The sequence below is a fragment of the Shewanella sp. T24-MNA-CIBAN-0130 genome, from assembly GCF_040310185.1.
Taxonomy (GTDB): Bacteria; Pseudomonadota; Gammaproteobacteria; order Enterobacterales; family Shewanellaceae; genus Shewanella; species Shewanella psychromarinicola.
Map to the genome: position 1 here is coordinate 1 of NZ_JBEOPP010000564.1, position 236 is coordinate 236.

At 41.9% G+C, this 236-nt stretch carries 1 pseudogene; it reads left to right on the top strand.

Annotation, left to right across the window (positions count from 1 at the left end):
* Positions 1–236 (top strand): annotated as a pseudogene (locus AAEZ02_RS23510) (DNA phosphorothioation-associated putative methyltransferase); the annotation flags it as partial.

Below are 236 nucleotides of genomic sequence, written 5' to 3' on the forward strand. Positions count from 1 at the left end.
TACTGGTATACTTTGCATTGAGTCAGTTCGAACAACACAAAGGTTACAGTCGATTACCCGACGAGCAAAAACGCGACATCAAAATCTTTTTTGATACTTACAAAGTAGCCATCAGCGAAGCCAAAGTATTATTATTTGCCATCGCAGACACCCAACTTATTGAACAAGCTTGTAACGACGCACACGACAACAAACTGCCCGCAAGTAAACTCAATAGCGGCCACTCACTAGAATTC